Below are 17,275 nucleotides of genomic sequence, written 5' to 3'. Positions count from 1 at the left end.
CTGCCCTAGTTTTGTCATTCCACGCGTTAGCTTAGCCCAGCGAAAGCTCATCCGCAGTGCGACGGTCACGGGTCTGCGCAGCACGCGCCGCCAAATCAGCATCTGCCGGATAGTCCACCTGGACCAGGCTCAGCCCCTTTGCCGGCGCTAGCGGAATGTGGGAAGAACGGGAGTTCAAAGCGAGCATCTCCGAGGCAAAGTCGATTCCTCGGGAGCCCTCGCCTACCCGCAAGCAGCAACCGACGAGGGAGCGAACCATCGACCAGCAAAAGGCGTCGGCGCCCACGCGGGCTTCATAAAGCTGCGGCTCGCTCGGGGTAGATACATCGACCCACTCAAAAGACATAAGGTCGCGGATTGTCGTGGCATGCGGCTTTGCCTTACAAAAGGCGGCGAAGTCATGCAAGCCAACCAACTGCTCCGCGGCTTGCTGCATTGCCTCGATGTCCACCGGCTTCGGCCAGACCGCAGTGTCGCGGGCGCGCGTCGGCAATGCCCCGCGCGGATGCGTGGTGATGCGGTAAACGTAGTGGCGCTCAAGGGCCGAAAAGCGCGCGTCAAAGCCCTCTGGTGCTTGCTGGCAGTCATGTACGCGAACGTCTTCCGGAAGGAGCTTCGCTAGGCGACGCACGAGCTTTACCGGGTCACCATCAATCGACCGCTGCTCGAGTGCACTAGCTGGAATGTCGAAGTGCGCGACCTGGCCTGCCGCATGCACACCGGCATCCGTGCGCCCTGCCACGGTCAGTTCGACCTCATGGCGCAGGATCATCGAAAGATTGTCTTCGAGAACCTCCTGCACCGTACGCAGCTCGCCCTTCTGACGGGCCCAACCATGAAAATCCGTGCCGTCATAGGACAGATCGATACGCAGACGCATGCTTAATTAACTCCCTTGTCCAGGGCCATCACTGTTGAGATCCCAGTCTTGTTTATTGCGTGTCATGCGCAAGCGCATCGGCGGGCGCAGCTTGCTCATCGCGACGTAGCTAGCCCGATCTAAGTGCAGGGTCTGCTTTGCCTTTCGCGCACCGGCCTTGACCAGGCGCGCAGATAGGCGAATTCGCGGGTCGATGGGCTGATCTGCGCCTCTGTATTCGAAGACCGGCAGCCCCTTGCCGTAATACATCGACGCGATGCGTGCCATGAAGGCAACGACAACGGTGATGATCGCGGCGTTGTGTTCACCAACATCAACGTGAAGCAGGCCCATGTAGACGCAGACCGCGAGCAGCGAAATCGAGGCGTAGAACTCGCCGGAAAATACCAGCGGGACGCGGTCCGAAAGCAGGTCACGCAGGATGCCACCAAAGACACCGGTGATTACTGCCGCTGTGGCTGCAATCAAGAAACCATGGCCCAAATGCAAAGCCTTCTGGGCGCCGAGAACGCTAAATACGGCAAGGCCCAGGGCGTCGAGAAGCAAGAAAAGATGCCTAAAGTAGTGCATCAAAAATGACATGGACACCGTGACAATCGATGCGGCGAGCACCACTAGGAGGTACATTGGCTCGCCCACCCAGGTCAAGGGATAGGCATCCAAGACAATGTCACGCACCGTTCCGCCGCCTAGAGCAGTAATAGACGCAATCAGCATCACGCCAAACAAATCGAGCTTCTGCCGGCCCGCAGAAAGGGCAGCGGTCATCGACTCAGCGGTAATGCCGATGACGTACAGAACGGAAAACAGTGGAGTCATTTCGAGAGATTTAGGATCTTTCTGCAGTATTAGGAGTAATAGGGCCGTTGCATTTTAGCGACTGCCCAGTTTAACAAAACCGAATACGGCAAAAGCCGCACCCCTTGCCAGTCTCCCACAACCCTAACGGGCTGGAAAAGATGGCGCGGCGGTGCGGCCTTTTAAGGATAAGGCAGAACTACTCTGCGGACTCCTCGGAGGAAGCCTCGGTGTTTTCTGCCTGTGCTTCCTCAGCCTTAGGTTCTTCAGCCTCAGCCTGCTTGGAAGCAGCTGCGCGGGTAGCGCGGGTTGCCTCGGAAGTCACGGTCTCCTCGAGAACGAGGGAGATCTGGGACATCGGGGCGTTATCGCCGGTACGGTTCTCCAGCTTGATGGTGCGGGTATAGCCACCCTCACGGCCTTCGAACTTAGGACCCAGCTCGTCGAACAGGTGCGCAACAACATCCTTGTGCGGGATGAGCTTCAGCACTGCGCGGCGGTCAGCAAGGGTGCCGGACTTAGCCTTGGTGATGATCTTCTCAGCGTAAGGACGAAGCATCTTCGCCTTCGCATCGGTGGTCTTGATTGCGCCGTGCTCGAACAGGCTAGCAGCCAGGTTGCTCAGCAGGTGAGCCTGCTGGGTAGCGGAGCCGCCGAGACGGGCACCCTTCTTAGGGGTTGGCATTATGTACTCCTCGTGTGCGGATAAAGTGAGCGCGCGGCGAGCATAAGCTCGGGCCGCAGGTCAGTGTGGTGCTTTACTCGGAATCGTCCGCAGACGGATCCTTGAAGTCACCGGTTTCTGCGTCGTAACCCTCAAGCTGGGTTGGGTCGAAGTCCTCAGGGGTGTCCTTGAGAGCCAGGCCCAGGTTAGCCAGCTTGATCTTTACCTCGTTAATCGACTTCTGGCCGAAGTTGCGGATATCCAGCAGGTCCGACTCGGTGCACTCTGCGAGCTCACCAACGGTGTGGATCTCCTGACGCTTCAGGCAGTTGTAGGAACGAACGGAGAAGTTCAGGTCCTCGATAGGCATGCTGTAGGCCGCGATGTACTCCGTCTCCTGCGGGGACGGGCCAATCTCGATGCCTTCAGCAGCATTGTTCAGCTCGCGAGCCAGGCCGAAGAGCTCGACCAGGGTGCCGCCGGCGGAAGCCAGGGCGTCGCGGGCAGAAATCGAGTTCTTGGTTTCGACGTCGATGATCAGCTTGTCAAAGTCGGTGCGCTGCTCAACACGAGTTGCCTCGACCTTGTAAGAGACCTGCAGGACCGGGGAGTAAATCTGGTCAACCGGAATGCGTCCGATTTCACCAGAGGTCGGTGCTGCTGGAACGTAGCCGCGGCCACGCTCGACGACGAGCTCCATGTCCAGCTTGGCGGTGTCGTTCAGGGATGCGATATGTAGATCCGGGTTGTGGATCTCCACGCCAGCCGGCGGCTGGATATCGCCCGCGGTAACAACACCTGGGCCTTCCTTGCTCAGGTACATAACAACCGGCTCGTCAGAGTCGGAAGACAGAACCAAGCCCTTGATGTTGAGGATGATCTCAGAGACGTCTTCCTTCACACCGTTGATGGTGGTGAACTCGTGGAGAACACCATCGATCTTGATGGAAGTTACTGCTGCACCCGGGATGGAGGACAGCAGGGTACGACGAAGGGAGTTACCGAGGGTGTAACCAAAGCCCGGCTCGAGCGGTTCGATGACGAACTTGGAACGAGACGGCTCGATGAATTCCTCGGTGAGCTGAGGACGCTGGGAAATGAGCATTGAATATCTCCTTGTCGACGCCCGCTATTTGACGTCGGTAGAAGGGGTAAAGATTGAGGTTTCGAAGATTCACTCTTCTCCGAATGCCACAAACGGGGCACTCGGTTACTAAGTTTACTTCGAGTAAAGCTCGACGATGAGCTGCTCTTGCAGCGGAACGTCGATCTGAGCGCGCTCGGGCAGCTGGTGCACGAGGATGCGCAGGGTCTCAGGAACAACCTGCAGCCATGCCGGTACGTTGGCATCGACCAGGCGGTCCTGAGCGTCTTCGAACCATTCCATCTTCTGGGAACGCTCACGAACATCGATGATGTCGTACTGCGAAACCTGGAAGGAAGGAACGTTGATCTTCTTGCCGTTCACGGTGAAGTGACCGTGGGAGACAAGCTGGCGAGCCTGACGGCGGGTGTTTGCCAGGCCAGCGCGGTAGACGACGTTGTCGAGGCGGGACTCGAGCAGAACGACCAGGTTGTCACCGGTCTTGCCCGGGCGGCGGTTAGCCTCGGCGTAGTAACGACGGAACTGACGCTCAAGCACACCGTAGGTGTACTTAGCCTTCTGCTTCTCCTGCAGCTGCAGCAAGTACTCGGATTCCTTGATGCGGTTGCGGCCAGCCTGTCCCGGTGGGTACGGGCGGCGCTCGAATGCCATGTCGCCGCCGACCAAGTCGACGCGCAGACGGCGGGATACGCGGGTAGCGGGGCCAGTGTAACGAGCCATTTTCTTACCTCTTCCTTTCCCTTAAACCTTGCGGCGCTTGGTTGGACGGCAGCCGTTGTGCGGCTGTGGGGTTGCATCCGTGATCGAGGAAACCTCGAGGCCTGCAGCCTGCAGGGAACGGATGGCGGTCTCGCGGCCGGAGCCCGGACCCTTAACAAATACGTCGACCTTCTTCATGCCGTGCTCCATTGCCTTACGAGCAGCGTTCTCAGCAGCCATCTGTGCAGCGAACGGAGTGGACTTACGGGAACCCTTGAAGCCAACGTGGCCGGAGGATGCCCAGGAGATAACAGCACCGGACGGGTCAGTGATGGACACGATGGTGTTGTTGAAGGTGGACTTGATGTAAGCGTGGCCTGCGGCCACATTCTTCTTTACGACGCGACGGCCAGTACGACGCGCGCCGGAGCGAGTCTTTGGAGGCATGAATTACTTCTTCTTTCCTGCGATCGTCTTCTTCGGGCCCTTGCGGGTACGAGCGTTGGTCTTGGTGCGCTGACCACGAACCGGCAGGCCACGGCGGTGGCGAATGCCCTGGTAGCAACCAATTTCAATCTTGCGACGGATGTCAGCCTGAACCTGGCGGCGGAGGTCACCCTCGACCTTCCAGGTAGCTTCGATTACGTCACGCAGCGCCGACAGCTGATCATCGTCGAGGTTGTCGGTGCGCAGGTCAGGAGAAATGCCAGTCTTTTCCAGCAATTCCTTGGCACGGGTTGGACCGATGCCGTAGATGTAGGTGAGAGCGACCTCCATACGCTTATTGCGTGGAAGGTCAACACCAGCTAGACGTGCCATGTGGCGTGTCCTTTCGGGTTGTTACGATGGTTTTCTCCCTATCCGCCCCGCTCCATGCAGCACTTCGCCCGGGCCGATGCCGGATCTGTGGGCTACTTACCAGTGCGGGCTCAGGCCATCGCAGCCTGAGGTGGGCTAGACATAGCGCCGCTATGCCAGAGGGTAAGGAGGCTTACAGTGTTTACTTGTAGCGGTAGACGATGCGTCCGCGGGTTAGGTCATAAGGGGACAGCTCTACAACCACGCGATCCTCTGGGAGGATGCGAATGTAGTGCTGACGCATCTTGCCAGAAATGTGTGCAAGAACCTTGTGTCCGTTGTCGAGCTCGACGCGGAACATTGCGTTTGGCAAAGGCTCGATAATACGACCCTCGACCTCGATTGCGCCTTCCTTAGCCATAACCTCTACTTTTCTAGGTGACTTCAAGTGAGTGTCACCTGCATGTTTGGTGTCTACTGCTTGGCGACGTCGCGGTAAATAAGACCGCAAACATACACCAGCGCTCTAGCATACGCTGCGTGCGAGCAATAAACAAACTCCTCTACCTGCGCACTCTTAGCGACACGCGCCAAAGCGGCAATAAAGCAAAAAATTCTCCCCGGGGAATTATCTTCCACGGGGAGAATTCTCTTTGAAAGAGATTAAAAGCGTCTGCGCTTTGGATGCTTAGTAGATGAAAACCTTGGAGCCGACTGGCACATCGTTCCAGAAGCGAACAGCATCCTGGTGCGACAGGTGGATGCAGCCGTTGGACTCGTAAGCCGGGGAACCCTCGTGGAATGCGTGGCCGGAGTTGGTGAAGTACATGGAGTAAGGCATCGGCGCGTTACCGAACTCGCGGGAGATCTCGTCCTTGATCTTGCGGTTGATGTAGAAGGTGCCGCGCGGGGTTTCCTGACCTGCCATGCCAGCAGACATCGCAGATGCTACGTAGGAAACGTTGCCGTTGTCCTGCAGCCAGGTGCGCTTGCCGTTCAGGTCAACGCAGACGCGTGCATCCGCCGGGCAAGGGCCGCGGTCAAACTCGTTGCGCTTGCGCTGCGCCTCGGCCTCACGTGCAGCCGCCTCAGCCGCAGCATGTTCGCGTGCAACCTGCTCTGCGTGTGCACGCTCCTGCGCCTCTCGTGCCGCGCGTGCTTCCGCGTTCTTCTGGTCAATCAGGCCTGGGAAAACAGCGTTGACTGCGGCGTCAACAGCCGGCTGAATAGCGTCTGCAGCAGACGGGTTCAGAACCTTAACCTGATCCAGGATCTGGTTACGGGTGTTCCAAGCCTGCTCACGGGACTGACCGACGAAGTTATCGATCTGTGCGCGGGCGTCCGCGGTCAGGGCATCAATCTGTGACTGCGCATCGGAGCTCATGGACTCGATGGAAGGAACGGTCTGTGCGGAAGCAGCTGGGGCGCCTGCCAGAACGGAGACGGTCATGACGCCGGCGGTCATAGGGGCAACTAGGGCACGACGTGCCTTAGAGGACACGTTGCGGGGGCGAAGTTTAGACATGGCAACGAGTATAGACCCTCACGTGGAATCCGCATACTCGACGCGACCATAATCATCCCCTGTGAATTTCAGCTACCAGCTGCGGGCACGCGCAGCGGGACAGGTTGGCAGCAAGGATTAAGGCTTATAGCGAGGAGTAAGGATTCGCGGGCCGTTAGCGGTCGCGGCTACGGTGTGTTCCCAGTGAGCGGCGAGGCGGCCATCAAGGGTGACCACAGTCCAATCGTCGTCAAGCACGGCGTTATCTTCCGTGCCCAGGGTAAGCATCGGCTCAATCGCGAGAACGGACCCTTCTTGAATGAGAGGGCCGCGGCCCGGCCTTCCTTCGTTCGCGAGATAAGGCTCTTCGTGCATGGTGTGGCCAATACCGTGGCCGCCGTAACCATCCACGATGAAAAGATCGACGCCAAACTTGTCTTCGGCACGGTAAGTTGCTTGCTCAAGAGCGTGCGAAACGTCCGTCAAGCGATTGCCCGGGACCATCGCCTTGAGTCCTTCAGCCAAAACCCATGCCGTGGCGTCGTTAAGCGCGGTCGCCTCGGGGGCCAGATTGCCCACACCGAAGGTCCACGCGCTGTCTCCTACCCAACCGTCAAGCGTTGCGCCGCAGTCGATGGAGACTAAGTCGCCTTCCGCCAACACGATGTCTTGGCCCGGAATGCCGTGCACGATGACATCGTTGACGGAGGCACATATGGAACCTGGGAAGCCCTCATAACCCTTGAAGGTGGGGGTAGCACCCAAGTCCCTGATTGTTTGCTCGGCTACTTCATCGAGCTCGAGTGTGGATACGCCAGACGCCGCAGCGGCGCGCACGGCCTGCAATGCTTTGCCGACGATTTCTCCGGCGGCTTGCATCGCATCCAGTTCACCTGGGGTGCGTGCGGGAATGGTTTTGCTGCGGCGTCTAAATCCCATGGCGTATTACTTGCCCATAGCCTTCAGGGTACGCTCGTTGATTTCTTCAACGGTGCCCTCAGCCTTGACGTTGATGATTTCATCGCCGTAGTGCTGGATGAGCGGGAAAGTCTCGTCACGGTATACGCCGAGTCGGGTGCGGATGGTCTCCTCGTTGTCATCAGCGCGGCCACGGGCCAGCATGCGCTCAACGACGACGTCCTCGGAAACCTCGAAGTTGATAACTCCGTCGAGCTTGACACCCTTCTTCTCGAGCAGCTCGGCCAGAATGTCAGCCTGCTCCACGGTGCGTGGGAAGCCGTCCAGCAGGAAGCCGTTTGCAGCGTCGTCCTGGTTAAGGCGATCTTCAACCATGCGCGCGGTGACGTCAGTCGGAACGAGCTTGCCGGCATCAATGTAGGACTTTGCCTCAACGCCCAGCGGGGTGCCCTCGCCAATGTTGGCGCGGAACAGGTCACCGGTGGAGATGTGCGGAACAGACAGCTTCTCGCTCAGGATTGCTGCTTGGGTGCCTTTGCCGGCACCGGGAGGGCCGAGGAGTACGTAACGCATTACTTGAGAAGTCCTTCGTAGTTGGATTGTAGGAGCTGGGACTCAATCTGCTTGACGGTAGTCAGAGCAACCGAGACCATAATCAGAATAGCGGTACCGCCGAAAGCGGAGGTGCCGTTTGCGGAAGAATGGCCAACGCCGAGATCCAGCAGGATATTCGGCAGAATAGCGATCAACGCAAGGTATAGGGAGCCTACGAACAGCAGACGGTTCATCACGAAGCCGAGGTACTGTGCGGTTGGGCGGCCCGGACGAATACCCGGGATGAAACCACCATACTTCTTCATGTTGTCTGCCTGCTCAGCAGGGTCATACTGCACCGAGACATAGAAGTAAGAGAAGAAAATGGTCAGGACGAAGTACAAGACGATGTACTGCCAGGAGCTCGGGGACTGCAGGTGCGCAATCACGTTACGCTGCCACCAGTTATCCGGAACGTTACCGGAACCAGAGTTCACGATCTGGGTGATAAGCACCGGCATATAGATAAGCGAGGACGCAAAGATAACCGGGATAACGCCGGCCTGATTAACCTTCAGCGGCAGGTAGGTAGAGGAACCACCGTACTGGCGGCGACCAACCATGCGCTTCGCGTACTGTACTGGGATGCGGCGCTGGCCCTGCTCGATAAAGGTGATGCCAACGACCAACACGATAAGACCCGCGGCGACCATGGCGAAGACCAGACCGCCGTTGTTCTGCATGATGCCCACGCCGTCGGTAGGCAAGCGCGTTGCAATGCCGGCGAAGATCATCAGGGACATACCGTTGCCGATGCCCTTTTCAGTAATGAGCTCGCCCATCCACATAACGAGGATGGCGCCCGCGGTCATGGTGATGACCAAAACGATAAGGGTAAAGAAGTTACGGTCTTCAGCCAGAACCGGTACGCCTTGGCCCAGCAGCTGCTCGCGGTCCGCTAGGGCCACGATGCCGGAAGACTGCAGCAACGCCAGCGCGAGCGTGAGGTAACGCGTGTACTGCGTCATCTTGGCCTGACCGGACTGGCCTTCCTTCTTCAGCTGCTCAAAGTGCGGGATGACAACGGTCAGCAGCTGGACGATGATCGAAGCCGTAATATACGGCATGATGCCGATGGCGAAGATAGACAACTGCAAAAGCGCGCCACCTGAAAACAGGTTAATCACGGAATACAGATTGCCGGACTCCTCCGTCAGAGAACGCAAACGACCGGAGATCGAAGCGTAATCAACGCCCGGGGATGGAATCTGGGCGCCAATGCGGTAAGCAATAATCATCAAGATGGTGAAGATGATCTTCTTACGCAGGTCGGCGTCCTTAAAAGCCTGCAAAATGGCGGACACTACAAAATCCTCCTGGCCTTCCGGCGCTATCAACGTTTAAGGGAAAATAGGTGACAACGCTCGGAGGTGGAACTCATCTGTCCCCTAACATGGGGAAGGTTGAACACTTATGACCATGCAAGCCTACCAGCCACGCGCCATTTAGCCACATTTAAGGTAAGGATTGCCAGCCAACTAATAAAGAAAGCGCCCGCCTCCCGAAGACTCGGGAAAGCGGGCGCCTTAATGCTTTAAGTAACGCAGTTGATTACTTGGTTGCGGTAGCGGTGCCGCCAGCAGCCTCAATCTTCTCAACAGCGGACTTAGAGAACTTGTCAGCGGTGACATTCAGCTTGACGTTGATGTCGCCGTTGCCCAGAACCTTGACCGGCTGGTTCTTACGAACCAGGCCTGCGGAGACGAGATCTGCAACGGTGACGTCGCCACCGTTTGCGAATGCCTCTGCGAGGTCTGCAACGTTGACTACTTGGTACTCAACGTGGTTCGGGTTCTTGAAGCCCTTCAGCTTCGGCAGACGCATGTGGATCGGCATCTGGCCACCCTCGAAAGCAGCGGAAACCTGCTTACGAGCCTTGGTGCCCTTGGTACCGCGACCAGCGGTCTTACCCTTGGAAGCCTCACCGCGGCCGACGCGGGTCTTAGGCTTGTTTGCTCCTGCGGATGGGCGCAGGTCGTGCAGCTTGATGATATCAGCCATGGTTTACTCCCCTGCCACTTCTTCGACGGTGACCAGGTGGCGTACCTTCTGAACCATGCCGCGGATGATCGGGGTGTCCTGCTTTACAACAGACTGGCCGATCTTCTTGAGGCCGAGAGCCTCAATGTTCTTGCGGTGATTCGGCTTGGTACCCACCAGGCCCTTTACCTGGGTAATCTTCAGAGCCATTGCTTATGCCTCCTGACCTGCGCGCTTACGCAGCATCTGGGCCGGAGCAACCTCTTCGAGGGACTTGCCACGACGTGCGGCAACCTCTTCAGGGCGAACCAGCTGCTTGAGGCCGTCCACGGTAGCGCGGACGACGTTGAGGGCGTTGTCGGAGCCGAGGGACTTCGACAGAATGTCCTGCACACCAGCGCACTCGAGCACCGGACGTGCAGCACCACCGGCAATAACACCGGTACCAGGTGCGGCAGGCTTCATCATAACGATGCCAGCTGCGTCGCGACCCTCGACCGGGTGGGTGATGGTGCCGGCGATCATCGGGACGCGGAAGAAGTTCTTGCGAGCCTCTTCTGCACCCTTCTGAATTGCGGCAGGGACTTCCTTAGCCTTGCCGTAGCCAACGCCAACCATGCCCTGGCCATCGCCAACGACGACGAGAGCGGTAAAGGACATGTTGCGGCCACCCTTAACGGTCTTGGAGACGCGGTTGATGGTGACTACGCGCTCGATGTACTTATCGCGCTCGTTGTCCTGCTGATTACGACGATCGTTGCGACGACCGCCATTGTTGCGGTCGTTATTACGACCGTTCTCGGCGGAGCGTCCGCCGTCACGCTTTTCACGGTCCGACATTAGGCGTTCCTTCCGTTGATGTTTCCGTTTGCCATGATCATTAGAACTTCAGACCACCTTCACGAGCTGCCTCTGCGAGAGCGGCAACGCGACCGTGGTACTTGTAGCCAGCACGGTCGAAGACAACTGCCTCGATGCCAGCAGCCTTGGCGCGCTCAGCGATCAAGGCGCCAACCTTTGCGGCCTTTGCCTTCTTGTCGCCCTCGAGTGCACGAACGTCAGCTTCCATGGAGGAAGCTGCGACCAAGGTGTGGCCAGCCAGGTCGTCGATGACCTGGACGTGCATGTGGCGGGAAGAGCGGTGAACGACCAAACGCGGTGCCTCAGGGGTGCCGCGCAGGGTCTTACGGATGCGGAAGTGACGGCGTGCGCGTGCTTCGCGACGGCGGGAGGAGATGTCCTTGCCGATTGGATTGCGCTTTGCGTTTTCAGTGTTAGCCATTGCTTACTTACCCGTCTTTCCGACCTTGCGGCGGACCTGCTCGCCTTCGTAACGAATGCCCTTGCCCTTGTAAGGATCGTCCTTACGCAGGCGGCGAATGTTAGCGGCGACCTGTCCGACCTTTTGCTTGTCAATACCAGATACGGAGAGCTTGGTTGCGCCATCCACAGCGAAGGTGATGCCCTCCGGAGCCTTGATGAGGATCGGGTGGGAGTAACCCAGAGAAAACTCGAGGTCGCTACCCTTCTGCTGAACACGGTAGCCGACACCGAAGATTTCCATCTTGATGGTGTAGCCCTCGGTCACGCCAATAACTGCGTTGTTGACGAGAGAGCGAGACAGGCCGTGCAGAGCGCGGTTCTTGCGGTCATCATCTGGACGGGAAACCGTGATTACGGAATCCTCGACTGCGATGGTGATTGGCTCTGGCAGAACGACGGTCTGGGTACCCTTGGAACCCTTAACCTCGACCTCCTGGCCGTTTACCTTGATTTCAACGCCGGATGGTACGGCGATTGGTGCTAGACCGATACGAGACATGTGTCAATCCTCCCTTACCAGACGTAGGCGAGAACTTCTCCGCCTACGCCCTTCTCCTGAGCCTGACGGTCGGTCAGCAGACCCTGCGACGTGGAGATGATAGCCACGCCCAGGCCGCCAAGGACCTTCGGCAGATTGGTGGACTTTGCGTACACACGCAGACCCGGCTTAGACACGCGACGCAGACCAGAGATGGAGCGCTCACGGTTGTTGTACTTGAGGGTGAGCTCGAGCTCGCGGCCCTCAACGGAGTAGTCAGCGATGTAGCCTTCCTGCTTCAAGATGTCGGCGATGTTTGCCTTGATCTTGGAGGTCGGCATCGACACGGTGTCGTGGTGCGCATGGCTTGCGTTGCGCACGCGCGACAGCATGTCGGCGATAGGATCAGTCATGGTCATGTGAGTGACCGTTACCTTTCTCGTTGCGGTTCCCGTACCCACCAAAGCGTTTTCCGTGTGATTTCGGGCTACTCACGCTCCTCACGGTCAATACCGTAAGGCGCTCGCCACCCTTTGATACATACAACGGGCCGCCGGAAACGGCGGGGGGCCTACAACAAAGTAGATGATGTTCAGTTCTTGATTCAGGCTCTACGTTTCTGCAGCTTGTAGGGCTAGATTTCATTTGCCATCTGGGCACACTACAGCCTCGACGTGAGTCCAAACTGCAACACTACCCGCTAACCTGCAGTTTTCCAAATCTTTTTTAGCGTCGAAGCTGCATGTCACCCTCGAAGACTAGAGTGGCCGTCATGACTGCAGAAAATGACCCTATTCACTCCGCCCACCAGTGGTTGGAGGAAGCGGCAGAACTAATCGGCGTCGACAAGCAAGATGCCACTGCCTTGACCCGTGAGCTGCTCGATCTCACCCGCGACGTTGCTCACAGCACCTCGCGCCCGGCCGCTCCCCTGACGGCATATTTGGTTGGTTTGGCCTCGCGGGATTCGGACGAGGCGCGCGCGAACATCGCCAAGCTGCGGACGGAGCTGAACTAGTGGCGGGCCGGGCAACAAAGTCCTTTGCTGTGACCAAGGTTCACTTGGATGGCACGGAGGTAACCCAGGTGGATACCCGCGCCGACATCGTCACTGGCGAGGAGCCGCTGGAGATTCGCGTCGGCGGGCAGACTTTGACCACCACCATGCGCACTCCGGGCCATGATATTGAGCTAGCTCATGGCTTCCTTCATTCGGAAGGGCACATCACGGCGCTTTCCGACGTCGCCGAGGCCCGCTACTGCGCCGGCTCCACCGTGGACGGTATGAACACCTATAACCTGCTGGATATCGATCTGGCCCAGAAGAATGTCATTGGGCTAAAAGATCTGCGGCTTACGCTGACGAACTCCGCGTGCGGCGTATGCGGCACCAGCTCCATCGAGGATTTAAACAAGAAATCGCGCTACGCGCTCCCCAACATCCAGATTGACCCAGCCGTGGTTGCGCAGCTGCCCGAAAAGCTGCGCGCCGAGCAAAAGCTCTTCCGCAAGACCGGTGGTATCCACGCCGTCGGCGCATTCACCTTAGACGGCGAACCCATCGTTGTGCGAGAGGACGTCGGCAGGCACAACGCAGCAGACAAGGTCATCGGGCACCTGCTCCTTGAAGATCGCCTGCCCGCAGACGACCTTATTTTGGTTATGAGCTCCCGCGCCAGCTTCGAGCTTGTACAAAAGGCAGCAATGGCCGGGTTCGGTATGCTCGTTGCTGTTAGCGCGGCATCCTCGCTCGCTGTGGAGACTGCCCGGGAGACTGGCATGGCTTTGGTAGGGTTTGCCCGCGGCGATCGTTTCAACATCTACGCAGGTGAACTCAAGCCAGGAGAACTCAAACGATGAGCAACCACTCTTCAAAAAAGATCCGCAGTACTGGGGAACTCATCGAGTTCCTTGCTGACGCCAGCATCAGCCCCGAGGTCGCGGCCTTACGTCCCGACTACCGCGCGCTGCTCATCGCCGTCGATGGCATCACGCCTGCGCCTTCCGACGCCCACTCGGAGCAGCTCTTGCGCAACGCCGAAGACGTTGCCCGCGCACGCTTGGGCAAGTGCGCCGTCACGGACTTCCCGCACATCGCAGCATGGCGCAAGGCTTATCAAGGATTCGGCGCGAAGCCATCGCGAACCCGCAACAGCACGGAGGCGCTCATACGCCGCGCGGAAAAGGGGCTGCCTCGCATCAACCGCCTCACGGACATCTATAACTCGCTGTCCGTGACTTACGAGATCCCCTTCGGCGGCGAAGACCTGAACGACTATGTATCCGCTCCACAGCTGGTGCGAGCTACTGGTGCTGAGAACTTCGCCACTATGGACAAAGGCGAGCCTGTAACCGAGCATCCCGAACCGGGCGAGGTGGTCTGGCTCGATGCGAACGGGGTCACATGCCGCCGCTGGAATTGGCGCCAGTGCACCCGCACGGCGCTGCACGACGACACCACTGCGGCGCTGTTCATCCTCGATGCACTGGAACCTGTCGACGACGTCGAGCTGCGCGCTGTGGGTGAAAACCTAATCGACGAGCTCCGGGAGTATTCCTCGGAACTCGTCGTTGCAATGCGCATCCTGCGCGCAGAAGATAATGATTAGTCGCGGTAAGCCTCAGGGCCCTTGTTGAGCCAGGCGTAAACGCCGCCGATGAGGAAGCCGCCGCCGATGACGTTGCCGACCCAAACCAGCGACCAGTTGGTGAGAACTGCGCCCAGGGTAAAGCCATCCGGCAGGGGGTTAGAGCAGAAGAAGGTCAGCGTCATCAAGCAGAAGTTTGCGATGACGTGCTCGAGGCTAAGGCCCACGAAGCAGGCGATGATCGGCACGATGACGAAGAACTTCGAGACGATGTCCTTGGCAAAGACAGCACCGACGATAGCCATGTTGACCACGAAGTTTGCGAGGATGCCCTCAACCAGCAGGCCGCCTGGGCCCTTTTCTAGTTTGCCCATGGACAGCGTTGCGATGAGGTGCGATGGGTCAATGTGCCCCAGCTTCGCGGAAACACCCATGGCAGCGGCGAAGAGTACGGCACCAACAAAGTTGAAGAATGTGGTGACGATGAGCAGCCAAAAGCCCTTGCCCCAGCCCACCTGTTTATTGATGGCACCGTAGACGACGTACATCATGCTGCCGGTAGCAAGCTCCGCGCCGAGGATGACGATGGCGAAAAGTCCAAGGCCGAAAAGCATGGCGAAGACTGGTGCACCCAGGCCCTTTGCGTGCTTGTCGACGGCCTGACCTACGACGGCCGCGAAACCGGTACCGATGGCGAGATAGACGCCGGCCAGGATTGCACGTACCGCGAAGCGGGCGAAGGACTCGTCGAGCAGAGTCACTTTCTTCTTAATTGCTGCTGCAGCAGATTCGTTGAGAGACACGAAGCTTCCTTTACCTAGAGTTATAACTGCGATAACACTACAGCGAAGTTCCAGGCTGCGCCAACAACTTTATGCCCACCACACGTGGGTATTTTCCGCGGTTATTGTTGCTAACGCCTGCCAAGGATTAAAGTTAGTTAGAAAATTCACTTACTTTTAGAACCCACCTCCCTCACCCCCTGGAGCCGCCGCCCATGCCCCCGCGTTATCCTCACGATCTGCCAGATCACAGCGCAGATCACACGCGCCCCCGGGCAGCCAGGACCAGCAGCACCAGCGCCAGTACACAGCGCCGCCCCATCAATAGCAGACCCATCGATACCCGCCGCGCCGGCAACGGCAACCCCGACGGCGAGCGCACCTACGTGCGGCGCACTCCCCCAACGCCAACGACGCCGAAGACACCAACATCAACAGCAGCAGCGCCGAATCCACTACCTAACCGCCAAAAGCGCAGCCCCCAACCAAAGTCGCAAAGCACGGGTGGCCGCCACCGCGCGCCAGAAACGAACACGCCGGCGCTCCATACTCGCGCGCTGGAATTGTGGTCCAGCTCGGGCAAGTTCCGTATTACGGTTGGTGTCCTTGCAAGTGCGGTCCTTGCAAGTGTGGCTCTTGCCGCCACGATGCATCACGTGGTCGATCCTCCTGAAGGACTAGAAAGCAACCAAGTCCCTGTGGCAGCTGCTCCAGTCATTGAGCCCTCCGCCGCAGTTGAGATGTTCATCCCTGCAATCGAGGTCCATGCCGAATTTGAAGATGGCTCCTGCCGCGTCAAAGACGGCGCGATTAACCCGGATACGATGACGGAGGCCTGCACTTATACCGCTGCGGACCGTCCGTATTCGCTGCCAGGCACTAATGCGCCAGACATCACCGTCATCGCCGGACACACCGGCGCCGGCGTTCCCGGTGTCTTCAACAACCTCTACGACGGCGGCGCAAACAAGCACAAGGTCGCCCTCGGCGACAAGCTCTACCTGCGCACTGCAAACTCCGGCGACAACTGGCTGGTCTACAGCGCCACCGACATGCACGACCCAGTAAAAGAAGGCCTCGCCGAAGACACCACAATCTGGGGCGAAGGCCCCATGCCAGGCCGCCTTCTCACCATCAGCTGCATTCAGCCGCTCAACCTCCTTGAAGCCTCCGTGCGCAATGCAGTGGTGGGCTGGCAATACGAAGGCGTCACGACCGTTACCCCACCGGCAGAGTAGGCATACAAAACGCCAAACGCCCTCACCAAAAGGTGAGGGCGAAAAGCTTAAGCCGCTTTACTTGAACGGGAAGCCGAGCTCCTTGAGGAGGCGGCGACCTTCTTCATCGTTGGTAGCGGTGGTGACAACGGTGATGTCCATACCACGTGGGCGGTCAACCTTGTCGATGTCGATCTCGTAGAACATGGTCTGCTCGGTGAGACCGAAGGTGTAGTTGCCGTGGCCGTCGAACTGCTGATCGGACAGACCGCGGAAGTCGCGAATACGCGGCAGCGCGATGGTCAGCAGGCGGTCCAGGAACTCCCACATGCGGTCGCCACGCAGGGTGACGCGGGCGCCGATTGGCATGCCCTCACGCAGCTTGAAGTTCGCGATGGACTTCTTTGCGCGACGCAGCTGCGGCTTCTGGCCGGTGATCGCGGTGAGGTCCTCGAGAGCGCCGTTGATCAGCTTGGAGTCACGTGCAGCGTCGCCAACACCCATGTTGACAACAACCTTGGTGACACCTGGGATCTGCATGACGTTGTCGTAGTTGAACTCGTCATTCAGGGTCTTCTTGATTTCCTCGCGGTAGCGGGTCTTCAGACGCGGAGTGTAGTTCTCGCTCATGATTAGATGTCCTTCCCGTTGCTACGTGCGATGCGGACCTTCTTGCCGTTTTCATCGAAACGGTAGCCCACGCGGGTCGGATTGCCCTCGGAGTCAACGATTGCAACGTTAGAAACGTGGATCGGAGCTTCCTGGGTAACGATTCCGCCGGACTCGGCGCCACGCTCGGTAGCGGAGTTAGCAACGTGCTTCTTCACGCGGTTGACGCCCTCAACGAGGACCTTGTCGCGCTTCGGGTATGCTTCGATGACCTTGCCCTTCGCGCCCTTGTCAGGACCCGAAATAACAATCACCATATCGCCCTTATGAATCTTCAT

The 17,275-nt window shown here is 58.5% G+C and carries 25 protein-coding genes; 4 read left to right on the top strand and 21 right to left on the bottom strand.

Going from position 1 to position 17,275, the window contains the following annotated elements; translation table 11 throughout:
* Window positions 1-31: 31 nt before the first annotated feature.
* The 18 genes from truA to rpsH form a co-directional block, all read right to left on the bottom strand.
* On the bottom strand, window positions 32-880 hold the full coding sequence (gene truA, locus QKB66_RS07275; protein WP_311517792.1) for a tRNA pseudouridine(38-40) synthase TruA: 849 nt from the start codon (window positions 878-880) through the stop codon (window positions 32-34).
* 6 nt (window positions 881-886) lie between these two features.
* The gene (locus tag QKB66_RS07270; RefSeq protein ID WP_414252992.1) at window positions 887-1,699 is read right to left on the bottom strand and encodes a trimeric intracellular cation channel family protein; all 813 of its coding nucleotides are present in this window, start codon (window positions 1,697-1,699) and stop codon (window positions 887-889) included.
* A gap of 178 nt (window positions 1,700-1,877) precedes the next feature.
* Complete coding sequence (gene rplQ / locus QKB66_RS07265; RefSeq protein ID WP_248092734.1) at window positions 1,878-2,363, bottom strand: 50S ribosomal protein L17; 486 nt, start codon at window positions 2,361-2,363, stop codon at window positions 1,878-1,880.
* A 73-nt stretch (window positions 2,364-2,436) separates the two neighbouring features.
* Entirely contained in the window at window positions 2,437-3,447 is a 1,011-nt protein-coding gene (locus QKB66_RS07260; RefSeq protein WP_061920569.1) for a DNA-directed RNA polymerase subunit alpha, read from the bottom strand.
* Window positions 3,448-3,561: 114 nt separating this feature from the next.
* Window positions 3,562-4,167 (bottom strand): 30S ribosomal protein S4, encoded by a 606-nt coding sequence (gene rpsD, locus QKB66_RS07255; RefSeq protein ID WP_061920567.1) that lies wholly within the window; start codon window positions 4,165-4,167, stop codon window positions 3,562-3,564.
* A 21-nt stretch (window positions 4,168-4,188) separates the two neighbouring features.
* On the bottom strand, window positions 4,189-4,593 hold the full coding sequence (rpsK, locus tag QKB66_RS07250) for a 30S ribosomal protein S11 (protein WP_034656521.1): 405 nt from the start codon (window positions 4,591-4,593) through the stop codon (window positions 4,189-4,191).
* A gap of 3 nt (window positions 4,594-4,596) precedes the next feature.
* Window positions 4,597-4,965 carry a 30S ribosomal protein S13 gene (rpsM, locus tag QKB66_RS07245; protein ID WP_034656519.1) on the bottom strand — a complete coding sequence of 123 codons (369 nt, stop codon included), beginning with the start codon at window positions 4,963-4,965 and terminating at the stop codon, window positions 4,597-4,599.
* Window positions 4,966-5,146: 181 nt separating this feature from the next.
* On the bottom strand, window positions 5,147-5,365 hold the full coding sequence (infA, locus tag QKB66_RS07240) for a translation initiation factor IF-1 (RefSeq protein WP_004566852.1): 219 nt from the start codon (window positions 5,363-5,365) through the stop codon (window positions 5,147-5,149).
* 267 nt (window positions 5,366-5,632) lie between these two features.
* Entirely contained in the window at window positions 5,633-6,469 is an 837-nt protein-coding gene (locus QKB66_RS07235) for a L,D-transpeptidase (protein ID WP_414252991.1), read from the bottom strand.
* 117 nt (window positions 6,470-6,586) lie between these two features.
* Window positions 6,587-7,387, bottom strand: coding sequence for a type I methionyl aminopeptidase (gene map, locus QKB66_RS07230; RefSeq protein WP_414252990.1), 801 nt, complete (start codon window positions 7,385-7,387; stop codon window positions 6,587-6,589).
* A gap of 6 nt (window positions 7,388-7,393) precedes the next feature.
* Window positions 7,394-7,939, bottom strand: a complete 546-nt coding sequence (locus QKB66_RS07225; RefSeq protein WP_070732028.1) for an adenylate kinase — start codon at window positions 7,937-7,939, stop codon at window positions 7,394-7,396.
* Window positions 7,939-9,264: a preprotein translocase subunit SecY gene (secY, locus tag QKB66_RS07220; protein WP_061920555.1), complete on the bottom strand. Its 1,326-nt coding sequence runs from the start codon at window positions 9,262-9,264 to the stop codon at window positions 7,939-7,941. The genes QKB66_RS07225 and secY overlap by 1 nt, the downstream gene beginning before the upstream one ends.
* Window positions 9,265-9,511: 247 nt before the next feature.
* On the bottom strand, window positions 9,512-9,961 hold the full coding sequence (rplO, locus tag QKB66_RS07215) for a 50S ribosomal protein L15 (RefSeq protein WP_061920553.1): 450 nt from the start codon (window positions 9,959-9,961) through the stop codon (window positions 9,512-9,514).
* Window positions 9,962-9,964: 3 nt separating this feature from the next.
* Window positions 9,965-10,150, bottom strand: a complete 186-nt coding sequence (gene rpmD / locus QKB66_RS07210) for a 50S ribosomal protein L30 (protein WP_061920551.1) — start codon at window positions 10,148-10,150, stop codon at window positions 9,965-9,967.
* A gap of 3 nt (window positions 10,151-10,153) precedes the next feature.
* Complete coding sequence (gene rpsE / locus QKB66_RS07205) at window positions 10,154-10,780, bottom strand: 30S ribosomal protein S5 (protein WP_005527787.1); 627 nt, start codon at window positions 10,778-10,780, stop codon at window positions 10,154-10,156.
* Between the two features lie 40 nt (window positions 10,781-10,820).
* Window positions 10,821-11,222, bottom strand: coding sequence for a 50S ribosomal protein L18 (rplR, locus tag QKB66_RS07200; RefSeq protein ID WP_248092739.1), 402 nt, complete (start codon window positions 11,220-11,222; stop codon window positions 10,821-10,823).
* A gap of 3 nt (window positions 11,223-11,225) precedes the next feature.
* The gene (gene rplF, locus QKB66_RS07195) at window positions 11,226-11,762 is read right to left on the bottom strand and encodes a 50S ribosomal protein L6 (RefSeq protein WP_061920547.1); all 537 of its coding nucleotides are present in this window, start codon (window positions 11,760-11,762) and stop codon (window positions 11,226-11,228) included.
* Between the two features lie 14 nt (window positions 11,763-11,776).
* Window positions 11,777-12,160, bottom strand: a complete 384-nt coding sequence (gene rpsH / locus QKB66_RS07190; protein ID WP_061920544.1) for a 30S ribosomal protein S8 — start codon at window positions 12,158-12,160, stop codon at window positions 11,777-11,779.
* Window positions 12,161-12,513: 353 nt separating this feature from the next.
* Between rpsH and QKB66_RS07185 the strand changes: the two genes are divergently transcribed.
* Genes QKB66_RS07185 through QKB66_RS07175 form a run of 3 tightly spaced genes read left to right on the top strand, consistent with a single transcriptional unit; the run spans window position 12,514 to window position 14,350 of the window.
* Window positions 12,514-12,759 carry a DUF6457 domain-containing protein gene (locus QKB66_RS07185; RefSeq protein ID WP_061920542.1) on the top strand — a complete coding sequence of 82 codons (246 nt, stop codon included), beginning with the start codon at window positions 12,514-12,516 and terminating at the stop codon, window positions 12,757-12,759.
* Window positions 12,759-13,601: a formate dehydrogenase accessory sulfurtransferase FdhD gene (fdhD, locus tag QKB66_RS07180; protein ID WP_414252989.1), complete on the top strand. Its 843-nt coding sequence runs from the start codon at window positions 12,759-12,761 to the stop codon at window positions 13,599-13,601. Before QKB66_RS07185 ends, fdhD begins: the two co-directional genes overlap by 1 nt.
* The gene (locus QKB66_RS07175) at window positions 13,598-14,350 is read left to right on the top strand and encodes a B3/4 domain-containing protein (RefSeq protein WP_414252988.1); all 753 of its coding nucleotides are present in this window, start codon (window positions 13,598-13,600) and stop codon (window positions 14,348-14,350) included. The genes fdhD and QKB66_RS07175 overlap by 4 nt, the downstream gene beginning before the upstream one ends.
* On the opposite strand, the gene QKB66_RS07170 is transcribed toward QKB66_RS07175, so the two are convergent.
* Window positions 14,347-15,132, bottom strand: a complete 786-nt coding sequence (locus QKB66_RS07170) for a formate/nitrite transporter family protein (protein ID WP_062035873.1) — start codon at window positions 15,130-15,132, stop codon at window positions 14,347-14,349. The genes QKB66_RS07175 and QKB66_RS07170 overlap by 4 nt on opposite strands.
* A gap of 194 nt (window positions 15,133-15,326) precedes the next feature.
* Between QKB66_RS07170 and QKB66_RS07165 the strand changes: the two genes are divergently transcribed.
* Window positions 15,327-16,349 (top strand): hypothetical protein, encoded by a 1,023-nt coding sequence (locus tag QKB66_RS07165; protein ID WP_235591317.1) that lies wholly within the window; start codon window positions 15,327-15,329, stop codon window positions 16,347-16,349.
* Window positions 16,350-16,406: 57 nt separating this feature from the next.
* On the opposite strand, the gene rplE is transcribed toward QKB66_RS07165, so the two are convergent.
* Window positions 16,407-16,958, bottom strand: a complete 552-nt coding sequence (gene rplE, locus QKB66_RS07160) for a 50S ribosomal protein L5 (RefSeq protein ID WP_046646792.1) — start codon at window positions 16,956-16,958, stop codon at window positions 16,407-16,409.
* Between the two features lie 2 nt (window positions 16,959-16,960).
* Window positions 16,961-17,275: a 50S ribosomal protein L24 gene (gene rplX, locus QKB66_RS07155; RefSeq protein ID WP_005527724.1), complete on the bottom strand. Its 315-nt coding sequence runs from the start codon at window positions 17,273-17,275 to the stop codon at window positions 16,961-16,963.

This window comes from Corynebacterium sp. c25Ua_89, assembly GCF_047459735.1.
Taxonomy (GTDB): domain Bacteria; phylum Actinomycetota; class Actinomycetes; order Mycobacteriales; family Mycobacteriaceae; genus Corynebacterium; species Corynebacterium simulans.
The sequence above is the reverse complement of the archived record's forward strand: the minus strand, read 5'-3'. Positions and strand labels throughout refer to the sequence as shown.

Coding starts and splice junctions, on each gene's coding strand:
- truA (WP_311517792.1), bottom strand. CDS start 880: ATGCGTCTGCGTATCGATCTGTCCTATGACGGCACGGATTTTCATGGT.
- QKB66_RS07270 (WP_414252992.1), bottom strand. CDS start 1,699: ATGACTCCACTGTTTTCCGTTCTGTACGTCATCGGCATTACCGCTGAG.
- rplQ (WP_248092734.1), bottom strand. CDS start 2,363: ATGCCAACCCCTAAGAAGGGTGCCCGTCTCGGCGGCTCCGCTACCCAG.
- QKB66_RS07260 (WP_061920569.1), bottom strand. CDS start 3,447: ATGCTCATTTCCCAGCGTCCTCAGCTCACCGAGGAATTCATCGAGCCG.
- rpsD (WP_061920567.1), bottom strand. CDS start 4,167: ATGGCTCGTTACACTGGCCCCGCTACCCGCGTATCCCGCCGTCTGCGC.
- rpsK (WP_034656521.1), bottom strand. CDS start 4,593: ATGCCTCCAAAGACTCGCTCCGGCGCGCGTCGTACTGGCCGTCGCGTC.
- rpsM (WP_034656519.1), bottom strand. CDS start 4,965: ATGGCACGTCTAGCTGGTGTTGACCTTCCACGCAATAAGCGTATGGAG.
- infA (WP_004566852.1), bottom strand. CDS start 5,365: ATGGCTAAGGAAGGCGCAATCGAGGTCGAGGGTCGTATTATCGAGCCT.
- QKB66_RS07235 (WP_414252991.1), bottom strand. CDS start 6,469: ATGTCTAAACTTCGCCCCCGCAACGTGTCCTCTAAGGCACGTCGTGCC.
- map (WP_414252990.1), bottom strand. CDS start 7,387: ATGGGATTTAGACGCCGCAGCAAAACCATTCCCGCACGCACCCCAGGT.
- QKB66_RS07225 (WP_070732028.1), bottom strand. CDS start 7,939: ATGCGTTACGTACTCCTCGGCCCTCCCGGTGCCGGCAAAGGCACCCAA.
- rplO (WP_061920553.1), bottom strand. CDS start 9,961: ATGGCTGATATCATCAAGCTGCACGACCTGCGCCCATCCGCAGGAGCA.
- rpmD (WP_061920551.1), bottom strand. CDS start 10,150: ATGGCTCTGAAGATTACCCAGGTAAAGGGCCTGGTGGGTACCAAGCCG.
- rpsE (WP_005527787.1), bottom strand. CDS start 10,780: ATGTCGGACCGTGAAAAGCGTGACGGCGGACGCTCCGCCGAGAACGGT.
- rplR (WP_248092739.1), bottom strand. CDS start 11,222: ATGGCTAACACTGAAAACGCAAAGCGCAATCCAATCGGCAAGGACATC.
- rplF (WP_061920547.1), bottom strand. CDS start 11,762: ATGTCTCGTATCGGTCTAGCACCAATCGCCGTACCATCCGGCGTTGAA.
- rpsH (WP_061920544.1), bottom strand. CDS start 12,160: ATGACCATGACTGATCCTATCGCCGACATGCTGTCGCGCGTGCGCAAC.
- QKB66_RS07185 (WP_061920542.1), top strand. CDS start 12,514: ATGACTGCAGAAAATGACCCTATTCACTCCGCCCACCAGTGGTTGGAG.
- QKB66_RS07175 (WP_414252988.1), top strand. CDS start 13,598: ATGAGCAACCACTCTTCAAAAAAGATCCGCAGTACTGGGGAACTCATC.
- QKB66_RS07165 (WP_235591317.1), top strand. CDS start 15,327: ATGCCCCCGCGTTATCCTCACGATCTGCCAGATCACAGCGCAGATCAC.
- rplE (WP_046646792.1), bottom strand. CDS start 16,958: ATGAGCGAGAACTACACTCCGCGTCTGAAGACCCGCTACCGCGAGGAA.
- rplX (WP_005527724.1), bottom strand. CDS start 17,275: ATGAAGATTCATAAGGGCGATATGGTGATTGTTATTTCGGGTCCTGAC.